The 19,568-nt window shown below is 37.5% G+C and carries 22 protein-coding genes and 1 riboswitch; of the genes, 11 read left to right on the forward strand and 11 right to left on the reverse strand.

Features of this window, described 5'->3' with window-relative positions:
- Positions 1–328: 328 nt before the first annotated feature.
- Entirely contained in the window at positions 329–1,378 is a 1,050-nt protein-coding gene (locus ACGLXV_RS11720) for a metal ABC transporter solute-binding protein, Zn/Mn family (RefSeq protein WP_391558734.1), read from the reverse strand.
- 223 nt (positions 1,379–1,601) lie between these two features.
- Here ACGLXV_RS11720 and ACGLXV_RS11725 point away from each other — a divergent pair, with 223 nt between their 5' ends.
- Complete coding sequence (locus tag ACGLXV_RS11725; RefSeq protein ID WP_119709557.1) at positions 1,602–2,168, forward strand: beta-class carbonic anhydrase; 567 nt, start codon at positions 1,602–1,604, stop codon at positions 2,166–2,168.
- Here ACGLXV_RS11725 and yidD read toward each other — a convergent pair.
- Positions 2,165–2,398: a membrane protein insertion efficiency factor YidD gene (gene yidD / locus ACGLXV_RS11730; protein ID WP_119709556.1), complete on the reverse strand. Its 234-nt coding sequence runs from the start codon at positions 2,396–2,398 to the stop codon at positions 2,165–2,167. The genes ACGLXV_RS11725 and yidD overlap by 4 nt on opposite strands.
- A gap of 148 nt (positions 2,399–2,546) precedes the next feature.
- On the opposite strand from yidD, the gene ACGLXV_RS11735 reads away from it, so the two are divergent.
- Positions 2,547–3,020: an S-ribosylhomocysteine lyase gene (locus ACGLXV_RS11735; protein WP_066057584.1), complete on the forward strand. Its 474-nt coding sequence runs from the start codon at positions 2,547–2,549 to the stop codon at positions 3,018–3,020.
- Between the two features lie 33 nt (positions 3,021–3,053).
- Here the strand turns inward: ACGLXV_RS11735 and cls are convergent, their stop codons facing one another.
- Both cls and ytzI read right to left on the reverse strand, forming a co-directional pair.
- A complete protein-coding gene (cls, locus tag ACGLXV_RS11740) occupies positions 3,054–4,502 on the reverse strand; it encodes a cardiolipin synthase (protein ID WP_391558735.1) in 1,449 nt (482 codons plus the stop codon).
- A gap of 10 nt (positions 4,503–4,512) precedes the next feature.
- On the reverse strand, positions 4,513–4,671 hold the full coding sequence (gene ytzI, locus ACGLXV_RS11745; RefSeq protein ID WP_119709555.1) for a YtzI protein: 159 nt from the start codon (positions 4,669–4,671) through the stop codon (positions 4,513–4,515).
- A 149-nt stretch (positions 4,672–4,820) separates the two neighbouring features.
- On the opposite strand from ytzI, the gene ACGLXV_RS11750 reads away from it, so the two are divergent.
- Together ACGLXV_RS11750 and ACGLXV_RS11755 are read left to right on the forward strand one after the other, a co-directional pair.
- Positions 4,821–5,267: a Dps family protein gene (locus tag ACGLXV_RS11750; protein ID WP_119709554.1), complete on the forward strand. Its 447-nt coding sequence runs from the start codon at positions 4,821–4,823 to the stop codon at positions 5,265–5,267.
- 191 nt (positions 5,268–5,458) lie between these two features.
- A complete protein-coding gene (locus ACGLXV_RS11755; RefSeq protein WP_391558736.1) occupies positions 5,459–6,454 on the forward strand; it encodes a methyl-accepting chemotaxis protein in 996 nt (331 codons plus the stop codon).
- A gap of 71 nt (positions 6,455–6,525) precedes the next feature.
- Here ACGLXV_RS11755 and ACGLXV_RS11760 read toward each other — a convergent pair whose 3' ends face one another.
- Positions 6,526–6,783: a DUF6154 family protein gene (locus ACGLXV_RS11760; RefSeq protein WP_119709552.1), complete on the reverse strand. Its 258-nt coding sequence runs from the start codon at positions 6,781–6,783 to the stop codon at positions 6,526–6,528.
- 165 nt (positions 6,784–6,948) lie between these two features.
- Between ACGLXV_RS11760 and ACGLXV_RS11765 the strand changes: the two genes are divergently transcribed.
- Positions 6,949–7,278 carry a hydrolase gene (locus tag ACGLXV_RS11765; protein WP_119709551.1) on the forward strand — a complete coding sequence of 110 codons (330 nt, stop codon included), beginning with the start codon at positions 6,949–6,951 and terminating at the stop codon, positions 7,276–7,278.
- 213 nt (positions 7,279–7,491) lie between these two features.
- Here ACGLXV_RS11765 and ACGLXV_RS11770 read toward each other — a convergent pair whose 3' ends face one another.
- On the reverse strand, positions 7,492–8,346 hold the full coding sequence (locus ACGLXV_RS11770) for a DUF6612 family protein (RefSeq protein ID WP_391558737.1): 855 nt from the start codon (positions 8,344–8,346) through the stop codon (positions 7,492–7,494).
- Positions 8,347–8,443: 97 nt separating this feature from the next.
- Between ACGLXV_RS11770 and ytkD the strand changes: the two genes are divergently transcribed.
- On the forward strand, positions 8,444–8,914 hold the full coding sequence (ytkD, locus tag ACGLXV_RS11775) for an RNA deprotection pyrophosphohydrolase (RefSeq protein WP_119709549.1): 471 nt from the start codon (positions 8,444–8,446) through the stop codon (positions 8,912–8,914).
- A gap of 30 nt (positions 8,915–8,944) precedes the next feature.
- Here ytkD and ACGLXV_RS11780 read toward each other — a convergent pair whose 3' ends face one another.
- The 3 genes from ACGLXV_RS11780 to ACGLXV_RS11790 are packed head-to-tail and all read right to left on the reverse strand — an operon-like array spanning position 8,945 to position 11,531.
- Positions 8,945–9,751, reverse strand: a complete 807-nt coding sequence (locus ACGLXV_RS11780; protein WP_391558738.1) for an ABC transporter permease — start codon at positions 9,749–9,751, stop codon at positions 8,945–8,947.
- Positions 9,741–10,508 carry an ABC transporter ATP-binding protein gene (locus tag ACGLXV_RS11785; protein WP_391558739.1) on the reverse strand — a complete coding sequence of 256 codons (768 nt, stop codon included), beginning with the start codon at positions 10,506–10,508 and terminating at the stop codon, positions 9,741–9,743. The genes ACGLXV_RS11780 and ACGLXV_RS11785 overlap by 11 nt, the downstream gene beginning before the upstream one ends.
- A 27-nt stretch (positions 10,509–10,535) precedes the next feature.
- Positions 10,536–11,531 (reverse strand): ABC transporter substrate-binding protein, encoded by a 996-nt coding sequence (locus ACGLXV_RS11790; protein ID WP_391558740.1) that lies wholly within the window; start codon positions 11,529–11,531, stop codon positions 10,536–10,538.
- Positions 11,532–11,663: 132 nt separating this feature from the next.
- Between ACGLXV_RS11790 and ACGLXV_RS11795 the strand changes: the two genes are divergently transcribed.
- Both ACGLXV_RS11795 and ACGLXV_RS11800 read left to right on the forward strand, forming a co-directional pair.
- Positions 11,664–12,443 carry an alpha/beta hydrolase family protein gene (locus ACGLXV_RS11795; RefSeq protein WP_391558741.1) on the forward strand — a complete coding sequence of 260 codons (780 nt, stop codon included), beginning with the start codon at positions 11,664–11,666 and terminating at the stop codon, positions 12,441–12,443.
- A gap of 34 nt (positions 12,444–12,477) precedes the next feature.
- Positions 12,478–12,720 (forward strand): DUF2584 domain-containing protein, encoded by a 243-nt coding sequence (locus ACGLXV_RS11800; protein ID WP_391558742.1) that lies wholly within the window; start codon positions 12,478–12,480, stop codon positions 12,718–12,720.
- Between the two features lie 36 nt (positions 12,721–12,756).
- Here the strand turns inward: ACGLXV_RS11800 and pckA are convergent, their stop codons facing one another.
- Complete coding sequence (pckA, locus tag ACGLXV_RS11805) at positions 12,757–14,343, reverse strand: phosphoenolpyruvate carboxykinase (ATP) (RefSeq protein ID WP_391558743.1); 1,587 nt, start codon at positions 14,341–14,343, stop codon at positions 12,757–12,759.
- Between the two features lie 194 nt (positions 14,344–14,537).
- On the opposite strand from pckA, the gene ACGLXV_RS11810 reads away from it, so the two are divergent.
- From ACGLXV_RS11810 to asnB, 3 genes are all read left to right on the forward strand, one after another.
- The gene (locus ACGLXV_RS11810) at positions 14,538–14,921 is read left to right on the forward strand and encodes a thiol-disulfide oxidoreductase DCC family protein (RefSeq protein ID WP_391558744.1); all 384 of its coding nucleotides are present in this window, start codon (positions 14,538–14,540) and stop codon (positions 14,919–14,921) included.
- Between the two features lie 72 nt (positions 14,922–14,993).
- Positions 14,994–15,132: riboswitch (SAM riboswitch) on the forward strand.
- A gap of 229 nt (positions 15,133–15,361) precedes the next feature.
- Positions 15,362–16,564 (forward strand): methionine adenosyltransferase, encoded by a 1,203-nt coding sequence (gene metK, locus ACGLXV_RS11815; RefSeq protein WP_119709542.1) that lies wholly within the window; start codon positions 15,362–15,364, stop codon positions 16,562–16,564.
- A gap of 240 nt (positions 16,565–16,804) precedes the next feature.
- The gene (asnB, locus tag ACGLXV_RS11820; protein WP_391558745.1) at positions 16,805–18,700 is read left to right on the forward strand and encodes an asparagine synthase (glutamine-hydrolyzing); all 1,896 of its coding nucleotides are present in this window, start codon (positions 16,805–16,807) and stop codon (positions 18,698–18,700) included.
- On the opposite strand, the gene ACGLXV_RS11825 is transcribed toward asnB, so the two are convergent.
- Entirely contained in the window at positions 18,701–19,567 is an 867-nt protein-coding gene (locus ACGLXV_RS11825; RefSeq protein WP_391558746.1) for a C39 family peptidase, read from the reverse strand.
- Position 19,568: the final 1 nt, after the last annotated feature.

Consider the following 19,568-nt stretch of genomic DNA (forward strand, 5'->3'; position numbering starts at 1 on the left):
AAAATCTGAGAATCGCAAATAAATTTTGAGAATCGCAAATAAAATCTGAGAATCGCAAATAAAATCTGAGAATCGCAAATAAATTTTGAGAATCGCAAATAAAATCTGAGAATCGCAAATAAATTTTGAGAATCGCAAATAAAATCTGAGATTCGCAAAAAAGTCTAGCAAATCTACTGAGAAGAACCACATGAGAAACAAAATACAATAAAATTAAGACATTCCAAAGCTGTTTTAAATAAAAGTACCATCAAATTCATTTAAATAGATTAAAAATGGATCTAAAAACAGCAAAAACCCCCTCGAAAAACGAGGGGGCTGACTTATACTATTCGTTTAAAGCGGTTTGCAATGCTTCAATATTATCCTTCATGATGGTAAAATACGTACGTTCTTCTTTTACATCTTCATCCGTTAAGGTTGAAAGATTATGAAGGGTTAATGGCTCTGCACCAATTTCCTTTTGAACAATTTCAGTTAGCTTTGAGCTTACATTTTGCTCGAAGAAAATATAATGTAGATCATGTTCCTCGGCTTCAGCGATAATATTTTCAAGTTCCTTTTGAGTTGGCTCATTTGTTGAGGCCAAACCTGATACGCTGATTTGCTCAAGCCCGTAACGTTCAGACCAGTAACCGAATGCGGCATGGGACACTAAAAATTCCTTGTGTTTGGCAGTGCTAGTTACATCTATAAATTCATCATTCAATTGTTGCAGCTCTGCTTCAAGAGCTGAAAAGTTTTCTTCGAGTTGCTCTTTTTGATCGGGAAGCTTTTCAACAAGTTGATCTTTAATAACCTCGGCTACACTAATTGAATAGATTGGGTCGAGCCATACATGGGGATCATAACCACTATGATTATGCTCATCAGCATCTTCAGTAGCCTCATCCGCATGCTCAGCGTGCTCTTCAGCAGACTCATCCGCATGTTCAGCGTGCTCTTCAGCAGACTCGTCCGCATGCTCAGCGTGCTCTTCAGCAGATTCTTCCGCATGCTCTTCTTCTGATTCTTCAAATGTTAGAGTATCTGTAGTTGCTACTAACGTGACGTTTTCATTTTTTAATGCTTCTTCTGCCTTTGAAACGAAACCTTCTAAACCTAGGCCAATGTAAAAGAAAAGGTCAGAATCTGCCAGATCGATCATATCCTTTTGAGATGGCTCATAAGTGTGCTCATCTGCACCATTAGGATAAATGGATTTGACATTTACTAAATCTCCACCAATACGTTCTGTGAAGTACTGTAGTGGATAAACGGTTGTATAGATGGATAGCTTATCGTTTTCCTGACTGGTATCCGTTGATTCTCCCTGACAACCTGCTAGAAATGTGGCAATGAGTATTATAAAAATAAATGCTGAATATTTACGAAACATACTTACTCTCCTCTCGTTTATGGATAAAACGTAATAATTTCGATTTAAAGTGTATGAAAATAGATGTAATTTTGTATTTTAATAGATAATACGAAACGGTTACGATTTATATTAGTTATATTACCTAATAGTAAAGAATTATGCAACCATAAAATTTGTCTAGTTTTGCAATTATCTTGTATTATAGTCATAAGCAAAAAAGCAAAAAAAAGGGGGTACCAGGATGAGATTGTTAGATGAAATTTTAGAGTATAATCAACAGTTTGTTGAAGAAAAACGGTATGAGGAATTTACAACAACAAAATTCCCGAACAAACGACTAGTTATTTTAACTTGTATGGACACAAGATTACTAGAGCTTTTACCAAAAGCGATGAACGTGTCAAATGGGGATGTAAAACTCATAAAAAATGCTGGTGCACTAGTTACGCATCCGTTTGGAAGTATTATGAGAAGTTTACTTGTAGCTGTGTATCAGTTGCAGGCAGATGAGGTTTTGGTCATTGGTCATTATGATTGTGGAATGAGTGGAATGAAGGCTGATGTAGTCATCGAAAGCATGAAAGAGCGGGGAATTACGCAAGAGACGCTTGATATGCTAAACTACTCTGGCATTAACGTCTCTGAGTGGATGCATGGATTTGACAATGTGTCTGATAGCGTGAAGCACAGTGTGGACATGATTAAGAAGCATCCTCTTCTTCCAAAAGGAGTTCCTGTACATGGACTTGTCATTGACCCTGCGACAGGTAGATTAGACGCTGTTGAAAATGGGTATGAGAGCATCTAGTTTTTTCTTTCCTTTTTTTCGGGAACATAATCAAACCCACCTGGATGAAAAGGATGACATTTTAATAATCGCTTAATGGTTAGGTAGCCACCTTTTATCGGTCCAAATCTTTCAATTGCCTCTAATCCATAGTGTGAGCAAGTTGGATAGAAGCGACAGCTTGGCGGTTTGAGCGGGGATATGGCTATTTGATAGAAACGGATAAAGGCAATCATCGCCTTTTTTAACATGTAAATCTCTCACTTTCCTCTTCCTATTTACGAACAACATAACATAGATAGGAAAATTAGTCTAAAAAATGGCATATGGTTTAGTAGAGATAATGCGAAATTATTGTTGTATACTGATAAAAGAAATTGAATGATAGGAGTGGAACAAATGCCTTCTGTAGAAAGCTTTGAACTAGATCATAATGCTGTGAAAGCCCCTTATGTAAGACATTGTGGAGTACATAAAGTGGGAAGTGATGGAGTTGTTAATAAATTTGATATTCGATTCTGCCAACCGAATAAGCAAGCGATGAAGCCAGATGTTATTCATACATTAGAGCACTTACTAGCGTTTAACCTGCGTGAGCATGCTGAGAAATACAGCCATTTTGATATTATTGATATTTCTCCAATGGGATGTCAAACGGGTTATTACCTAGTGGTGAGTGGGGAGCCTTCGGTAGAGGAAATTATTGATCTGTTAGAGGATACGATGAAATCAGCCGTGGAAATCGTTGAGATTCCTGCAGCTAATGAAACACAATGTGGTCAAGCGAAGCTCCACGACCTTGAGGGAGCTAAACGTTTAATGCGTTTTTGGCTTGAACAATCAAAAGAAGATTTGAAACAGGTATTTGCTTAAAAGTTTAGCCGAGCATTTTTGCTCGGCTATTTTTTATAATATGGGAGATAAAAGTCTTGATACAGATTCCTTTAGACGAATCTTCACAGGTCTTTTCATATAATTTTCAAGAGTTAATTCCGTTGAAGCCTTCATATCCTCAGAAAATTGGTGCATTAGGGTCTTAGAAAATCCTTTATGATAGATGAATGCATTCACTTCAAAATTAAGCCGGAAGCTTCGTACATCAATATTTGCTGTCCCAACAGACGCAATTTCATGATCTACGACAATAGATTTCGAATGGATAAATCCTTTTTCATAAATATAAATTTTTGCCCCAGCTTTCAGCATTTCTCCAACATAAAAATAGGTAGCCCAATAAACAAACATATGATCTGGCTTATTTGGGATCATAATTTTTACATCGACTCCACATAAAGAAGCGATTCTTAATGCATCTAAAAGACTTGTGTCAGGAATAAAGTATGGTGTTTGAATATAAATGGTTTCTTTTGCTAAAGAAATCATTTTTATATACCCGTTTTTTATTTGTTCCCACTCGGAGTCAGGTCCGCTTGTTACAATTTGTAGGCCAACATCCCCGTTATTTCGTGGTTGTTGGAAGTATCGAGGGGAATAGTTAATATCGTGCCGGTAGGAAGCTTGGTTCCAATCGAGAATAAACCTAGTTTGTATAGGGTGTACTGCTTCACCTACAATCCGAACATGTGTATCACGCCAGTATCCGAATCTTTTGTTTAATCCTAGATACTCATCTCCCACATTGAATCCGCCAACATAACCGATTTTCCCATCAATAATAGCAAGCTTACGATGATTACGATAATTTAATCGCAAATTAATCAAAGGAAGTTTTGAAGGGAAGAAGGCTTCTACCTCTCCACCAGCTTGCCGCAACTCCTTGAAAAATGACTTTCTTAATGATCGGGAGCCTAGCTCATCATAAAGAACTCGAACCTTTACTCCAACACGTGCCTTTTGTGTTAATACGTTTATCAACTTTCTGCCGAGTTCGTCGTTTTTGATGATATAGTATTGCAAATGGATATGGTCCTCCGCATGCTCTATATCATGAAAGAGAGAGTGAAACTTTTCTTTACCATCAGTAAAAATTTGAATGTTGTTATGTTGAGAAAACATGGCAGCATTATTAATTAAATGCATATGAATCAGGTCACGACTTTTTTCCTCGGTTGAATTTTGGAAAGGAAAACTTCTTTGATTCAATTGTGCGATTTGCTCTTCGATTAAAGGCTCTATTCCTACTTTGTCACGATCTTCCCAATAAAACATTTTCTTTCTGCTTAAATTCTGTCCAAAAAGTAAATACATAATAAAGCCGAGTACAGGAATGAAAAATAGTACTAAAATCCAAGCCCAGGTGGCACTAGGATCTCTTCTTTCTAAAAAAATGACAATGATAGCAAGTAAAATGTTAAGGAAGAAAATAATTCCAACAAAAATAGAAAGTATATTCACCAAGATACCCTCACTCTTCTTTTTTTTGATCGCTTTCTTTATGTATATTGGGGTTATCCTCAAGTGAATCAACAGTATGTTTATATGAATAGGCCTTTGAAGTAGTGACAACCGATAAAAGTAAGACAATACCTACGATTATGAGACAAATAATTAGAACAGTTATCATATTATTCCTCCTTTCTCCCATTCTATTTTAGCATGTGTGATTAAGAACTTTAATTATTTGTCACTTGGCCAAACGTTTTATCTTGTCCATTCTGGGTAATATAACAATGGGAGTAACGGCATGGATAAGAAATTATAGGAGGAGATCATATGGATAATAAACTACATGATGTGTTGAACAGCCAAATCTCTAACTGGAGCGTGTTATTTGTTAAGCTACATAATTTTCATTGGTATATTAAAGGGAAAGACTTTTTTACCCTGCATACAAAATTTGAGGAGTTTTATAACGAAGCAGCTATTCATATTGACGAGTTAGCCGAAAGGCTCTTATCAATTGGTGGAGAGCCCATTGCAACTATGAAGGAGTACTTAGAAAAATCGAGCATTAAAGAGTCTTCAGGAAGTGAAACAGCTATTGAAATGGTTCAAAGCATATCAGAGGATTTCTCATTGTTAATTGAAGAACTAAAAAGCGGAATGTCACTAGCTGAAGAGATGGACGACGAGGCAACAGGTGACATGTTCCTAGCCATTCATTCCACACTAGAAAAACATGTTTGGATGTTAAAAGCCTACCTCGGCGAATCAGTATGATTGTATAAAACAACTCTTTAAACAGGGTTGTTTTTTTTTTTTTTTTTTTTTTTTTTGGTACAAAAGATTCATAAATTATTAAAATTTTATATTCTCTGAATCGACAATATTTTCGGAATTGTGATATTATTTATCATATCATGTCACAAAACATAACATTATGGTTCGGTTTGAGAGGAGAATGAGTGGATATGGTCAGTACTCAAGAGAAAAATTTAAATGTATCCATGCTGATGAATGAGTTAAAGCAGGAAAATAGTAAGATGGAAGGTGTCATGCAAAATATTAAAGACATTTCCATGAAATCCAATATATTAGCATTAAATTCAGGAATTGAGGCAGCAAGAGCAGGGGAGGCAGGACGAGCATTTTCGGTCGTTGCGAAGGAGATTAAAAAGTTTGCTCAGGACTGCTTAGATTCTAGCAAAGCAAGTGAGAGTATTATCAAAAGTATTCAAACGAAGGCAAATAATATTATTGCGTTAAGAACGGTGGATATTGCCTTTGATACGATTGATAAAATTGATCGGAATTTATTTGAAAGAAATTGTGACGTTCAGGCATGGGCAACCTTCGATGCCATTAAAGAATGTTTAATTCAGCCTACCTCTGATTCGAAAAAGACAGCGGAAGCATTCATGAAAAATATCTATAACATTTATGAAGTGTATTTCGATTTGTTTGTTATTGATTTATCGGGAGAAATTCTTGTTGCCGCGCAAAATCAAAGCCAAGTAGGGCGGAATATGAGTGACCGGAAGTGGTTTCAAGAAACGGTAAAAACAAACGATGTGTACGTCACAGATATGTACTATTCTTCCGTTGTTGAGGGGTATACCATGGGGTATTCTAGTCCTGTTCGAAATGATGCGGGAGAAGTCATAGGCGTATTTACCACCCGATTTAACTGGGAGTACATTTATGACATTATTGACCGGGTTCAAACAGATGAAAAAAGCAAGCTCTATGCAATCAATTCAGAAGGTTATGTTATTGCTTCAAAGGACCGTACCGAAATTTTAAAAACAAAGCTCACTCATTTAAAAGCTGTCCAGAATATTTTATCAGGAAGAGAAACTCGAGGGTATACGATTGAGGATAATCAAATTTTCGCATACTCGTTAACTGAAGGATATAATGCCTATAAAGGTAAAGGTTGGTCAGTTATTGTTGCAGAATCTATATAGAGTAAAATAAAGGAAGCTGACTAGTTATAGTCAGCTTCTGTATATGTGCTTTTGTTTTCTTCTATGTACCGTTAGTGAAAGTTCCGTTGTTGGAAGTTAGGAATTTTCCGTTGGCCGTATTCTTCTTGTGCAAATTTCCCTTTCAATCCTTCAATTAGATACACCCCAACTAAATCGTACAATTCCTGCTTATCGAGATCTTTAATAATATTAAGCAAATCCTCTTGTGTTAACTCCTCTAAAAAGGCAAAAGCAAGCATATCAATATCTTCTTCATCACCTGTTAACTTGTGCCGATAAAACTCATATATTTCATCTACAAGCTTCACGATTTTCACCTCCCTTATTTTTATTATAAAGGTATTGTTATCATTATACTTCAGCAATACCCGTAAATATGTAAACTATTCTTTAATTTTCTTCAATAAGGTGTTGGGAAAAAGGGAATAAATCATATCCTTGTGCAAATTATAATAAAAAAGGGAGTGTGGGCCATGAATAATGAGAAAAAGACATACTATATTACGGTTAGTACAGGAGAAATCTCCCAAAGTAGAACGAGCTCTCCTTGGAATTTTAAAATTGAAGCCACAGATGATGAGATCATTCAGCTTCGTGAATATTTTGATCAAAATCATGCAAATGACTGGGAAAACTTTTTCCGTGCACACGTTCCATATGTTCAATATCATCATGACAGAGAAAATGATGCCTATGATTCTGTTACCGTTCAAGTGTATAACATGATCTATAATCTCGGGGACGAAGAAGCTAAAAAGCATATTGAGTCTATGGGTATATTAAACAACAAACCGCTAACGTAATTCGAAAGCGGTTTGTCTATTTTAAAAGATAAGGAAGTATAAGATTTTCGACTTTGAGAATTGTCTAGCTCCAGCGCCCTAGCGCCTAGTGTCCTTCGCTCTCCGCCCTACGATAAGTCAAGCACGAATGCGCCTCTGGCTCTTCTTGTTTCCTTTATCTCAGTTGGAGCGCTCCAGGCCTGTCGTGCGCTGACCAGGGCGCTTACGCTTTTCTTACATATCCATTTCTGTAGCAGTATCTAACACTTCTTTTGGAATGGTAATCGTATTTACTTCGTTAAATTTGTTGTATGTTCCTTTCATGTCTTGAATCATGTGTACAGTTTCACCCTCTGCTGAGATTTCCATATCCATATATACATCGGTCTTTACAGGATAAAACGTTTCTTTATCAATATGGTACACAAATTTTGCATCATTAATTTTCATCGCATCAAAAATTGCAGGGTCGGCAGTCAGCTCAGCAGGCATTCCTTCCATGGCCGCCTCTTTAATAAATTCACTAAGATCTTCCCCAGAAGCCTGTAGAGTTAAGATGTAATTATTATTATCTTGTTCAAAAGAAAAATCACTTACATAATCCTTAAGTTTTTTTAGTTCTTCCGCAGGATTTGTTTGTTGGTCAGATAGTTGTAGTAATTGATCGGACATCTCGCTTGGGAACTTCATCCAAGTATTGGTGGTTGGATCTGACATAAACATTCCGTCCTTTGAAAAGTATGCTTCTGTTGCAAAGCTTTCAGAAGTACCTCCCATTGTCATATTCATTTTTTGGTAAAACGCCATTGGTTCTGTAACAACATCCATTGTAATGGATGATTGAATCTTCATCGCTTCTTCTTGTGCTGCGGTTATCTCTTGGCTCAAATCCATGTCAACGGAGAAACTTTGTAGTTCCTCAGAGGCTTTCAACGACTTCTCAAACACTTGTTCAAGAGTTAATTCTGAATTTGTTCCTTTGCTGCTACTCTCTTTTTCATTGTTTCCTGTTGGTGTGGCTGTTTGTGAACATGCTGCAAGTAATAATACTAGCAATAAGGTAACGAATGGTTTCATGAACTTTTTCATTTTATCCCTCCTATATCTCTTCGGAATATATACGATTGGAAAAACAATTGGTTTCAGCTATTATGTAAATAAATAGAAAATTAAGGGTGAAGGGTTCATGGAGATGTTTAGGGACCATTTGGGAGCACAGGTGTTGCTTTCATTTGGAGAAAATAAGTTTGGCACTGTTGTAAAACATGTTCTTATTCTAAGTAAATATAAAAATGGGTGGGTACTGACTAAGCATAAAGAAAGAGGTCTAGAATTTCCTGGTGGAAAAGTGGAACATGGGGAAACGTTAGAGGAGGCTGCTACCCGGGAAGTATTCGAAGAGACTGGTGGGTTATTAAATAAGTTAATGAAAATTGGTCATTATGAAGTTCGTAATGATGATGAGAGATTTGTAAAAGCCATCTTCTACGGAGAGATAAAGGAACTGATAAGGAAAGATGACTTTCTAGAAACGGACGGGCCGGTATTCATTGATGATCCTCACCTAAGTGATCGATTGAGTGATGAATATAGTTTTATTATGAAGGATTCTGTGGTTGAAAAGAGTTTGCATTACATACAAACACATTTGCTGTAAAAAAGAGGCAAGGATATTCCTTCGCCTCTTTTAATTACTTTTAATTAATTTTCTTTCTAACAGTTCAACCAACTGGTACATGATAGTCGCGAATACGGCAATGACAAGTAAGGAGAGCAGTACAAGGGTGAAATTAAATACTTGAAACCCATAAATAATCATGTAACCCAATCCTTTAGACGAAACGAGAAATTCTCCAACGATGACCCCAACCCATGAGAGTCCAACATTCACCTTAAGTGTTGAAATGATCGTAGGGAAACAAGCTGGAAGTATGGCCTCTTTAAAGCATTGGGATCTGGTGGCACCAAATGTTTGTAGTACCTTAATATAATTGGGGTCCACTTCTTTAAAGGCGGTATAAACGACAATGGTCGTGATGATGACCGAGATGATCGCACCCATCGCAATAATAGAAGTCATACTCGGACCGAGTGCAACGATTAAAATCGGACCTAAGGCAACCTTTGGCATGGCATTTAAAATCACTAAATAGGGGTCAAGTACCTTTGACAGGAAGGGTGACCACCAGAGAATGGCAGCCAGAATGGTTCCAAGCAGTGTTCCTAAAATAAAACCAAGAACGGTTTCTGATAAGGTGTAGCCTAGGTCTACCATAAGGGTACCATCTTGGATCTTTTTAATGAATAAATCCCATACTTTTGAAGGTGCACTAAAGATTAATGGGTCAATCCATTGTTTCTTGCTCGCAATCTCCCAACCTAGGAAAAATACAAAGAAGATGACAAATTGGTAAAAACGAACCCATCTCTTCTCATAGGTGAGCTTTTTAATATAATTGTTATGAAGGAGTTCTACTGGTTGCTTATGATTCAAGGGATTCCAACTCCTTCCATATCTCTTGGAATAGCTGAGTATAATTTTCGTGATTTCTAGCTTGAAAAGGAGAGAGTTCTCTTAACACCTTTGGAACCTCAAATGACTTGTGAATTTGCCCAGGACGAGCAGAAAATAAATAAATTCGATCACTCATGGCGATTGCTTCTCCAATATCATGTGTGACAAGGATAGCTGTTTTTCCGAAGGATTTTAATGTCTCAGACACAAGATCCTCGAGTCGAAGCTTTGTTTGATAATCTAATGCAGAAAATGGTTCATCTAGCATAAGCAGTTTCGGTTCCGTTACTAAAGTTCTAACTAGTGCAACCCTTTGTCTCATTCCACCAGAGAGTTGCTTCGGATATTGTTTTTCATAGCCCTTTAATCCCATTTCTTCAAGAAGAGAAAAGGCATATTCCTTCTTAGCACTGTCTTCAATTCCAAAAATTTTTAAACCAAGCAATATATTTTCCTCGATGGTTTTCCAAGGAAATAAATAATCTTGCTGTAGCATATAACCGATCTTTTTCTTAGATTTGTTAACAGAACGATTCTCAAGCAGGATGGTCCCCTCTGTTGGTTGAAATAATCCCGCTATGATTGAAAGTAGGGTTGTTTTTCCGCATCCGCTCGGACCAAGGAAGGAAATGAATTCTCCTTCCTCGACTTCGAGTGAAATGTCGGAGAGGGCCGTTGTAGCAGAGGTCTTAGTAAAATATGTGTGATGAATATGTTCTAGCTTCAATAAGCTCATAGTCGGCCACCTCGAAATTTAATAATTTTATTTCATTACCTCTTCAGCAATTAGGGTATTTACAAGGACACTGTGATCCACTCTCTTAGGTAACTCTCCTGCTTCATCCATAATATTTTGAAGGTTCTCCCACTCTGCTTCGTCAAGCACTGGATTTGTTGCGTAAGAGCCCTGGCTCTTGTATCGGTCAACCACCGTCTCAATTAAAGTTAAGTCGGTATCCTCGAAGTAAGGAGAAATGGCTTCAGCGATATCCTTTGCAGAATTTTCTGCTACCCATTTTTGCGCTTTATAAATAGCTCTTGCAAATTTTTCAACGGTTTCTTTGTTTTCCGTCATATAGCTTTCTTTTGACATAAATGTTGTATATGGTACCATGCCTGACTCTGTTCCAAATGAAGCGACAATATGACCTCTTCCTTCCTTTTCAAACACACTCGCGGTTGGTTCGAAAAGCTGAACAAAGTCGCCAGTTCCAGACGCAAAGGCACTGGAAATATTGGCAAAATCAATATTTTGGATCAGGTTCAGGTCGTTGTGTGGATCAATACCGTGCTGTTTTAGAACGAATTCCCCAACCATTTGTGGCATACCGCCTTTTCTTTGACCTAAAAAGGTGGATCCCTTCAACATATCCCACGAAAAATTCTCAATTTTTTCACGAGATACAAGGAAAGTTCCATCTGTTTGTGTTAGCTGGGCAAAGTTGATGACGGGATCATTAGCTTCTTGAGCATAAACGTAAATAGATGTTTCAGAACCAACAAGAGCAACATCAATACTATTTGATAACAGGGCAGTCATTGTCTTGTCTCCACCTGAGGTAGTTGTTAGCTCAACATCTAATCCTTCTTCTTCAAAAAAACCTTTTTCTATGGCAACATATTCAGGTGCATAGAAAATGGAACGGGTTACTTCACCAATGCGTACTTTTTGGACTTCTTCCTTGCTGCAGGCAGCAATCGGTATAATGAGAATGACGACTAGGAACATGGAAAAGAAAATCTTAAATGACTTTTTCATTTTATGGATAACCTCCTTAATAGATAAACTTTTTTATGTGAACGGTTTGGGAGCCTAACATATCGTATGAAGTCGAAAAAAATGTGTGAATGCCTAGATGAAAAACATGTGTAAGGGAGTGTGATAGAAGGTATGTATACTCTAGAAATTGTTGATATGGAGAGGTTTCCTTCGCCTCATCCACATGTGGAGTTATCGATAGTAACGTATTATTCGGATGGATTTAAGGTGAAAGGAATGTTAGCAGAACCTAAAGGAGAGAAAGCGTTAGATGGTTTTTTATATTTAAGGGGTGGAATAAAAAGTGTAGGAAAGGTAAGGCCATCTAGGTTGGTTCAATTTGCTAGTGAAGGCTTTATTGTATTTGCCCCTTACTACCGAGGAAATCAAGGAGGAGAAGGAAATGAAGATTTTGCTGGAGATGATCGAGAAGATGCATTTGCAGGGTATCGTATCTTACAGCAGCATTCAAGAGTGAAAAGGGTACATGTATTTGGATTTTCTCGTGGTGGGGTGATGGCATTATTAACTGCCATTAAGTTTCCTGATACGGCCTCTCTCGTCACCTGGGGTGGAGTAAGTGATATGAATCTTACATATATGGAAAGAGAAGATTTGAGAAGGATGATGAAGAGAGTCATTGGTGGTACACCGACGAAATATCCAGAAAGATATAAATTTCGGACTCCATTGTATGATATTGAACAATTACGATGTCCAACTTTAATCATTCATGGATCGAAGGATCAAAATGTAAGTGTGGACCATGCGCGAAGATTGGAAGAGAGGTTAAAGGATATACGTCATCCAGTGGAGAGTTGGTATTTTGAGGAGTTGACACATTATTTTCCTCCAAGTATTAACCGAAAAGTCGTTGCAGAGTTAACTCAATGGATGAAAAAACAGTCATAATAATGATAAAATATAAGAAAAGGAGTGGAGAATTATGGGTATGCCATTAGAGTTTAATACAATGATTGTTACTAAGGGTAGAGAAAAGCGACTAGAGGAAAACCTATTTACACTAACCAAAGAAGGATATCGCATATATCCAATAGACATTCCTCTTGAGGTAAGAAGAACGATTGATGGGGAAGTTAGTGGCATGGCAAAAATTAAAAAAGTGATCTTAGAAGGTGAAAAAACGACGATCGAGTATCAATTGATCTCCTTGCATTCATCCAATTAAAAGAGCGTAATCGACTGATTACGCTCTTTTTTAAAGTTATACTAAAGGACCGCCTTTTTCGATAATCTGTGCTGAAACATTTGCAAATTTTTTGAAGTTATCTTTGAACTTAGTGGCTAATTCGTTCGCTTTAATCTGGTACGCCTCTTGGACAGCCCATGTTCGGTTTGGTTGAAGAACATCATCCGGAACACCAGGAACATGAAGGGGGATCTCCAATCCGAAAATAGGATCTTTACATGTTTCTACATGGTTTAGTTCCCCTTCGAGAGCTGCCTGTACCATGGAGCGGGTGTATGATAGCTTCATTCTACTTCCGACTCCATACTCGCCACCAGTCCAGCCTGTATTTACTAGATAAACTTTCGCGTTATGCTCGTCAATCTTGGATCCTAGCATTTCAGCATAGCGAGTTGCTTCTAATGGTAGGAAAGGAGAGCCGAAGCAAGTTGAAAATGTTGCTTGTGGTGAAGTGATTCCTTGTTCCGTACCAGCGAGTTTTGATGTGTATCCGCTTAAGAAATGGTACATTGCTTGTTCCTTAGATAGCTTTGCAATAGGAGGCAACACCCCAAAAGCATCTGCTGTTAGGAATATAATAGTATTAGGATGACCAGCGACACTTGGATCCACGATATTACTAATAGATTGGATAGGATAAGCAGCACGTGTATTCTCAGTTAATGTTCCATCATCATAGTCAGCGACTCGTGTTTCCTTATTCAGCACGACATTCTCTAACACAGATCCAAAATGAATCGCGTCGAAGATTTGAGGCTCCTTTTCTCTTGAAAGGTTAATGCACTTAGCGTAGCAGCCTCCTTCAATATTAAAGACACCGTTAGCTGACCAGCCGTGTTCATCATCTCCGATTAGGCGTCGATTCGCATCAGCAGATAAGGTTGTTTTACCTGTACCTGATAAACCGAAGAATAAAGCAACATCTCCTTCAACGCCGACATTTGCTGAGCAGTGCATAGGGAGAATATTATTTTCAGGCAGTAAGTAATTCATGATGGAGAAAATAGACTTCTTCATTTCTCCTGCATATTCTGTACCACCGATTAATACCGTCTTTCTTTCAAAGGAGACAATGATAAAAGTCTCAGACTTTGTTCCATCAATAATAGGGTCTGCTTTAAAGTTTGGAGCCGATATGACTGTGAATTGTTCCTCATGAGTCAAAAGCTCTTCTGCTGTTGGTCTAATGAATAACTGGTGGGCAAATAGATTATGCCAAGCAAACTCATTTATCACTTGTATGGGAAGGCGATGTTTCTTATCTGCACCAGCAAACCCTTTGAAAACAAACAGCTCATCTCTATCTTTCAAGTAACTTAGTACTTTATTATATAAACGATCAAACACTTCTGGAGAGATTGGTTGGTTAACCGCTCCCCAGTCAATCTTGTCCTTTGTGGAAGCTTCTTCAACAATGTATTTGTCTTTTGGAGACCGACCAGTATATTTTCCTGTTGTTGCTCGAACAGCTCCAGTCGAAGTCAAGACTCCTTCGTTTCTAGTAAGAACCTTTTCGACTAATTGTGGTACAGATAGTTGCACATGCACATGACCAGAGGCTAACAATTCACTTAATTGGTTAGAAATACGGACAGAGTTCATCTGATGACTACCTACCTTTATTTGTTATTTTTAATTAGTATAACACATTAACTTAATTAGTCTATACTATTTATAAAAATATTAGAGGGTGCAAGGAAAAACATCTTATTTGACCTATTTTATAGCCTTTTTATTTCATAAAAACAAGAATCCGAGTTAATAGTCTATACTATTAAAAGAAGGGACAAATTCAAATGGAAATGATCGCATTATTTGATGCTCAATGTTCATTATGTCAGAACACCAAAAGGCTCTTTCAAAAGCTTGATATTGGAAAAAAGGTGACGTGGATGTCTCTTCAGGAATATGAGAGAAAAGGTTTTAGCCCTCAGTTCAAGGCAGTGGATCTTAGAAGGGAAATTCATGTGATTAATCCAGATGGAAAGGTACTTATAGGATATTGGGCTGTAAGAAGGCTATTGCTTCTTTCTCCTATTACATGCTTGTTCGGGTTAGTGCTTCACCTCCCTTTCGTACATTTAATTGGAAATCGGGTTTACCGACTAATAGCAAAAAATCGTTACAAACTCAATAAAAGGAAATGTGAAGATAACAATTGCTCATTATTTGAAGAATGAACTAACTATTTTTCATAAAGATGTTGACAGTATTTGACGTGATACGGTATTATTCTACATTGAACGGATACTCTCTTATCCCGAGCTGGTGGAGGGACAGGCCCTATGAAACCCAGCAACCTGCTTTAATAATTAATTACGATAACTGTAATTAATATAAAAGAGAAGGTGCTAACCTGAGGCAAGGATTTTAGTCCTTGAACGATAAGAGCGAAAGGCGCAAATTACTTTGCTATCACCCTTTCCTCAAGCAGGGAAGGTTTTTTATTTTGCATAAAGTTTTTATTTGGGTGGGTAATTTTTCAAACCTTCATAATAAAAATGGCATGTTTATTTCATACTACTTAGGGAATGAGTTCCGTATCAAATGGAAGGTTTTGTTTATGTTGATATAATAAGCATACCTTTTTCTCAAGTATAAATAAATAGGAGGTCAGGAGATGTCAAAAAAACGTCGTTTATTTACATCCGAGTCAGTTACTGAAGGTCATCCAGATAAAATCAGTGACCAAATTTCAGACTCAATTTTAGATGCTATTTTAGCAAAAGACGCAAATGCTCGTGTTGCTGCAGAAACGTCAGTAACAACAGGTTTAGTATTAGTTGCTGGGGAAATTACAACCTCTACATACGTAGATATTCCAAAGATTGTTCGTGAAACAATTAAGGAAATTGGGTACACTCGTGCTAAATATGGTTTCGATTCAGAAACATGTGCGGTTTTAACTTCTATTGATGAGCAATCAGCTGATATTGCAATGGGGGTTGACCAAGCATTAGAAGCACGTGAAGGATCTATGTCTGATGAAGAAATCGATGCAATTGGAGCAGGAGACCAAGGGTTAATGTTTGGTTTTGCTTGTAACGAGACAAAAGAGCTTATGCCTCTTCCGATTTCTTTAGCACATAAACTAGCTCGCAGACTAACTGAAGTTCGTAAGGAGGATATTCTTCCTTACCTTCGTCCTGATGGAAAAACTCAGGTTACAGTTGAATACGATGAAAATAATAAGCCAGTTCGTATTGATACAATTGTTATTTCAACACAGCACCATCCTGAAGTAACTTTGGAGCAAATTCAACGTAATCTTAAAGAGTATGTTATTAACCCTGTTGTACCAGAAGAGTTAATTGATGAAAATACAAAGTATTTCATTAACCCAACTGGTCGTTTCGTTATCGGTGGACCACAAGGTGACGCTGGATTAACAGGACGTAAGATTATTGTAGATACGTACGGTGGTTATGCTCGTCACGGTGGCGGTGCATTCTCTGGTAAGGATCCTACAAAGGTTGACCGTTCAGCTGCGTACGCTGCTCGTTATGTAGCAAAGAATCTTGTTGCTGCAGGTTTAGCAGATAAAGTGGAAGTACAGCTTGCATACGCAATCGGTGTTGCACATCCAGTATCTATCTCTATTGATACATTTGGTACTAGCGAAGTAAGTGAAGAAGTTCTTATTGAAGTTGTACGTAATAACTTCGATCTTCGTCCAGCTGGAATCATTAAAATGCTTGATTTAAGACGTCCTATCTATAAGCAAACTGCTGCTTATGGTCACTTTGGGCGTACAGATGTAGATCTTCCATGGGAGCGTACAGATAAAGCTGACACGCTTCGTAAGGAAGCTCTTGAAAGATAATTCAATAGAATAAATTAGCCGGGAGTTACAGAAAATTTGTAACTCCCGGTTTTTCTTTACGTCTATAAGGGTATGGTGGTTTAGAAGCAAAAATGAATGTAAACAATGGGTAGTAAGCTTGAATTTTTAGGAAATGGTCAATTAGACAGTGCGATTCGATAATTTTAATGGTAGTATTAATAGGTATTCTTTCTGAATGGAAGATTAAACTCGTAAGAACGGAGTAGGTGAGTTACATACATGTGTGGTTTTATTGGATGTGTTCATGACAAATCGCAAGTGTTTAGTGATGGACAAAAACAACAATTTGAAAATATGAATAATGTGATTACACATCGCGGACCTGATGATGACGGATATTTTTATGATTCTCATGTTCAATTTGGGTTTCGTCGTTTAAGTATCATTGATATAGAAAGTGGGCATCAACCCCTTCATTTTGAAAACGAAAGATACTGGATTATTTTTAACGGTGAAATCTATAACTATGTTGAGTTGAGAGAAGAACTATTGGCAGAAGGAATAACCTTTGCAACAAGCTCCGATACAGAAGTAATTATTGCCCTATATAGCCATCTGAAGGAAAAAGCGGTGGAGAAGCTTCGTGGAATGTTTGCTTTTGTTATTTGGGATAAGGTTGAAAAGACGCTTTATGGAGCACGTGATCCATTCGGCATTAAGCCTTTCTTCTATTTTGATGACGGGGAAAAGACATTCTTTGCATCTGAGAAAAAGAGTATTTTACTCGCACTGCAGAACGATGTATTAAACTATGATTCTTTGCAGTATTACTTAACGTATCAGTTTGTTCCTGAGCCTTATACGATGTCAGAAGGTATTTCAAAATTAGAACCAGGGCACTACTTTACAAAGAAAATCGGATCTGAAATGGAAATTAAGCGTTATTGGAAGGCTCATTTCCACCCAGTAAGAAAATCAGAGAGTGATTTTGTAAAGGAAATTAAAGATGTTCTTTTTGATTCTGTCAAAATTCATATGAGAAGTGATGTGCCTGTAGGTTCGTTCCTTTCTGGTGGAATTGACTCTTCGATCATTGCTTCCATTGCAAAAGAATTTCATCCGGCGATTAAGACATTTTCTGTAGGTTTTGATCATAATGGGTTTAGTGAGATTGATGTTGCTAAGGAAACGGCTGATAAGCTTGGAGTAGAAAATATTAGCTATATCATTACTCCAGAAGAGTATATGAATGAAGTACCGAAGATTATGTGGCATATGGACGATCCGCTTGCAGACCCTGCATGTGTACCTTTATATTTTGTGGCACGTGAAGCCCGTAAGCACGTTACGGTGGTTCTATCTGGAGAAGGTGCAGATGAGCTATTTGGTGGCTACAATATTTATAGAGAGCCTCAGAGTCTAGATGTGTTTAATAAAATTCCACAGGTTGGAAAAGCATTTTTACGTTTACTAGCGAAAATCATGCCAGAAGGTATGCGTGGGAAGAGCTTTATTGAACGTGGTTTGACTCCTTTAGAAGAACGTTATATCGGAAATGCAAAGATGTTTAGTGAGCTTGAAAAGAGCGATCTTCTAAATACGTATAACAAAGGTTTAGATTTCACCAATATCACAAAGCCTCTATATAAAGAAAGTGAAGGCTACGACCCGGTTGACCGTATGCAGTATATTGATATTCACACATGGATGCGTGGAGATATTTTATTAAAGGCTGACAAAATGACGATGGCTCATTCGTTAGAGCTTCGTGTCCCATTTTTAGATAAAGCTGTTTTTGAGGTTGCTTCTAAAATTCCAACGAGTTTAAAAACAGCTAATGGAACAACGAAGTACGTTCTTAGGAAAGCAGCAGAAGGAATTGTACCAGAACATGTTCTTAATCGTAAAAAGCTTGGCTTCCCTGTTCCAATTCGTCACTGGTTAAAGGCTGAGATGAATGAGTGGGCGAAGACAATTATAAGAGAAAGTGATACAGATTATTTATTAAATAAGACGTATGTGCTTCAATTGCTTGAGGACCACTGCCAAGGGAAAGCTGATAATAGCAGAAAGATCTGGACGGTGCTCATGTTTATGGTATGGCATCAGGTGTATGTAGAAAAAAAGTATTCCTTCGAGAAGGAATACCTAGCGGAAAAAGTATTACAAAGCTAATTAGCGAGGGAGGTAGGTAATTGCCTGACTCCCCATTTGCACCCAGGATTCTTCAAAATCCATTATGGGTGCTTTTTTATTTTTTTCCCCTGTTAATGGGTCGTTAAAGTATACAAAATCGTTATCAAAGCCTGTTAATAAAACAGAGTGTTCTTTGTAGGTAATATCAATAACACCACTTGGAGTGTGCCAGGTCACAAATTGGTTGGATGACAGCTTTTTATAAGAGGTGTTGGTGATCACCCAGACAGGACGTTTGTCAGAAAGGTGTATCTTTAATTCATTAAAAGGTGAACCGCTTAAATCTTTAATTTGTCCAGGTAAATATTTTTCAGCTAGTTCTTTAATGGGTTTATGGTACACGCCTAAACCAGGTAGTTCTTTTGTATACATGCTCCCTACAAATCCATCATTAGGATGACCGTAGTAAACTTTTCCACCGGAGACCTTGTACGCTGTAGTGTCTTTTTTGATTTCTTTAGCAAGAGTCATCTTATCTACTGAAATATTTGCGTATTGTAATAGCATGGCTAAACTCGTAACTTCACAACCGCGTGGAAGTTCAGGTAGTTGGTTGATGACCGGTGCATCTAAGAGAACGGTTTGTTCTAACGGAATAATCGTAAGGTCAACCCTATCATCGATAAAAGTGTTCGTCGAACGTAAAGGGGCTTGTACCCAGGTCTTCATTCGACCTACGGCTTCCGCAATATTTGGAGTTTGTGCAATAAATAAGATGAAGAACCCTAGTAAAACCATTCCAATAATTGAAAAAGAAGTTTTAAGAGAAGGACTTTTCTTTATAAGACGTGTGAAAATAAATAGTAGGATGGTTAAAATCCCTATTAATATGATTAGTGTAGTCATG

It is taken from the genome of Robertmurraya sp., from assembly GCF_036676585.1.
Classification (GTDB): Bacteria; Bacillota; Bacilli; order Bacillales; family Cytobacillaceae; genus Robertmurraya_A.

Excerpts from the sequence above, each read along its gene's own strand:
- ACGLXV_RS11720 (WP_391558734.1), bottom strand. The coding sequence starts at position 1,378 with ATGTTTCGTAAATATTCAGCATTTATTTTTATAATACTCATTGCCACA.
- ACGLXV_RS11725 (WP_119709557.1), top strand. The coding sequence starts at position 1,602 with ATGAGATTGTTAGATGAAATTTTAGAGTATAATCAACAGTTTGTTGAA.
- yidD (WP_119709556.1), bottom strand. The coding sequence starts at position 2,398 with ATGTTAAAAAAGGCGATGATTGCCTTTATCCGTTTCTATCAAATAGCC.
- ACGLXV_RS11735 (WP_066057584.1), top strand. The coding sequence starts at position 2,547 with ATGCCTTCTGTAGAAAGCTTTGAACTAGATCATAATGCTGTGAAAGCC.
- ytzI (WP_119709555.1), bottom strand. The coding sequence starts at position 4,671 with ATGATAACTGTTCTAATTATTTGTCTCATAATCGTAGGTATTGTCTTA.
- ACGLXV_RS11750 (WP_119709554.1), top strand. The coding sequence starts at position 4,821 with ATGGATAATAAACTACATGATGTGTTGAACAGCCAAATCTCTAACTGG.
- ACGLXV_RS11755 (WP_391558736.1), top strand. The coding sequence starts at position 5,459 with ATGGTCAGTACTCAAGAGAAAAATTTAAATGTATCCATGCTGATGAAT.
- ACGLXV_RS11765 (WP_119709551.1), top strand. The coding sequence starts at position 6,949 with ATGAATAATGAGAAAAAGACATACTATATTACGGTTAGTACAGGAGAA.
- ACGLXV_RS11770 (WP_391558737.1), bottom strand. The coding sequence starts at position 8,346 with ATGAAAAAGTTCATGAAACCATTCGTTACCTTATTGCTAGTATTATTA.
- ytkD (WP_119709549.1), top strand. The coding sequence starts at position 8,444 with ATGGAGATGTTTAGGGACCATTTGGGAGCACAGGTGTTGCTTTCATTT.
- ACGLXV_RS11785 (WP_391558739.1), bottom strand. The coding sequence starts at position 10,508 with ATGAGCTTATTGAAGCTAGAACATATTCATCACACATATTTTACTAAG.
- ACGLXV_RS11790 (WP_391558740.1), bottom strand. The coding sequence starts at position 11,531 with ATGAAAAAGTCATTTAAGATTTTCTTTTCCATGTTCCTAGTCGTCATT.
- ACGLXV_RS11795 (WP_391558741.1), top strand. The coding sequence starts at position 11,664 with ATGTATACTCTAGAAATTGTTGATATGGAGAGGTTTCCTTCGCCTCAT.
- ACGLXV_RS11800 (WP_391558742.1), top strand. The coding sequence starts at position 12,478 with ATGGGTATGCCATTAGAGTTTAATACAATGATTGTTACTAAGGGTAGA.
- pckA (WP_391558743.1), bottom strand. The coding sequence starts at position 14,343 with ATGAACTCTGTCCGTATTTCTAACCAATTAAGTGAATTGTTAGCCTCT.
- ACGLXV_RS11810 (WP_391558744.1), top strand. The coding sequence starts at position 14,538 with ATGGAAATGATCGCATTATTTGATGCTCAATGTTCATTATGTCAGAAC.
- metK (WP_119709542.1), top strand. The coding sequence starts at position 15,362 with ATGTCAAAAAAACGTCGTTTATTTACATCCGAGTCAGTTACTGAAGGT.
- asnB (WP_391558745.1), top strand. The coding sequence starts at position 16,805 with ATGTGTGGTTTTATTGGATGTGTTCATGACAAATCGCAAGTGTTTAGT.
- ACGLXV_RS11825 (WP_391558746.1), bottom strand. The coding sequence starts at position 19,567 with ATGACTACACTAATCATATTAATAGGGATTTTAACCATCCTACTATTT.